1 protein-coding gene is annotated in these 1,066 nt (G+C 42.8%); it reads right to left on the bottom strand.

All coding sequences use genetic code 11. The features are described 5' to 3' along the window. Window positions 1-1,057, bottom strand: a 1,057-nt coding sequence (locus tag KDK16_RS03480; protein ID WP_257274700.1) for a hypothetical protein, incomplete at its 3' end; no start/stop codon positions are given. Window positions 1,058-1,066 lie beyond the last annotated feature (9 nt).

Below are 1,066 nucleotides of genomic sequence, written 5' to 3'. Positions count from 1 at the left end.
TTAACTCCCGATTTTCTATTCTTAACCCTTGAACTTCTTCAGTTAACGCTTCAATTTGCTGTCTTTTTTTCTCTTCTTTTTCCTGAGCGCGTCTTTTAAGCTCAATGAGAAGGGAACCATCGGTCGAATGTTTACTTAAGAAGTTTTGATTTATCCCCGACACTTCCAAATCGGATCGGTTATTTGCCTTATTGGCTTGATGATCACCGTAAGAGGGTCTTGCCTTTAATCGCTTTTGGGAAGAGACATTTTGCTGATTTGCAAGGACAGTCTGTTTTGGCCTTGCTCCCTGCTGTAAGTATCTATGAGAGGGGAAGTCATTGGCGATAGAGACAGAAGGACTGCGGTAACTATTAACTGGCTGGATGGAATCGGTGAATCTATATCTATTGCTGGCAGTTGTATCGTTGGAACTATTATCACTGTGACCGATGACAGGCTTTACTAAAGGCAATTGTAGTGAATGCTCTCGTACTGAGTGGGAAGTACGCGACTGCCTCATCAGCTGATTTGAGAGGCGTTCTAATTCATGGAACGATGGGTGCTGTTCAAATTGTATAAAGGTATCACGAAAAGAGACAGAGAATGTAAACGATGATGCATGAATCATAATATCACGACTTATGACTGAATCTGATATTTTCTCTAACAGCTTACGAATGGATTCAAGTGGGTTTGAATAGAGCAGGAACAATTGAACGAAGTATTCAGTAAAGCAGCATTTTTCAAATTCTCCTATAGGTGGCTGATGATCAGATTGATTGAGCCTGTTGATTATATCCTTAACAATCTTATACAAAATCTTCAGGTTGTTGTCGCCAGCTTTGGGCAGTGGTCGGTCAGGTGGAATGATCGGTCTTAGTGCAGACAGCATGTCAGGGTCATTCAAAGTCCGTGTCTTATCGGTTGTAGCTTCTATCAACTGCTTGATAAACCGGTTGCGCTCTGAGTTTTCATAGAAAGAACGCTGCAGGTCCAGTGCCACCTCAAGAGGTGTGACAGGATTACCCCTGGTGTTCGTGCCTATTGTTTCCAGAACCTGCAAACGCTGAGGCATGTCCAGCTC

The sequence above is a fragment of the Endozoicomonas sp. SESOKO4 genome (genome assembly GCF_024606275.1).
The sequence above is the reverse complement of the archived record's forward strand: the minus strand, read 5'-3'. Positions and strand labels throughout refer to the sequence as shown.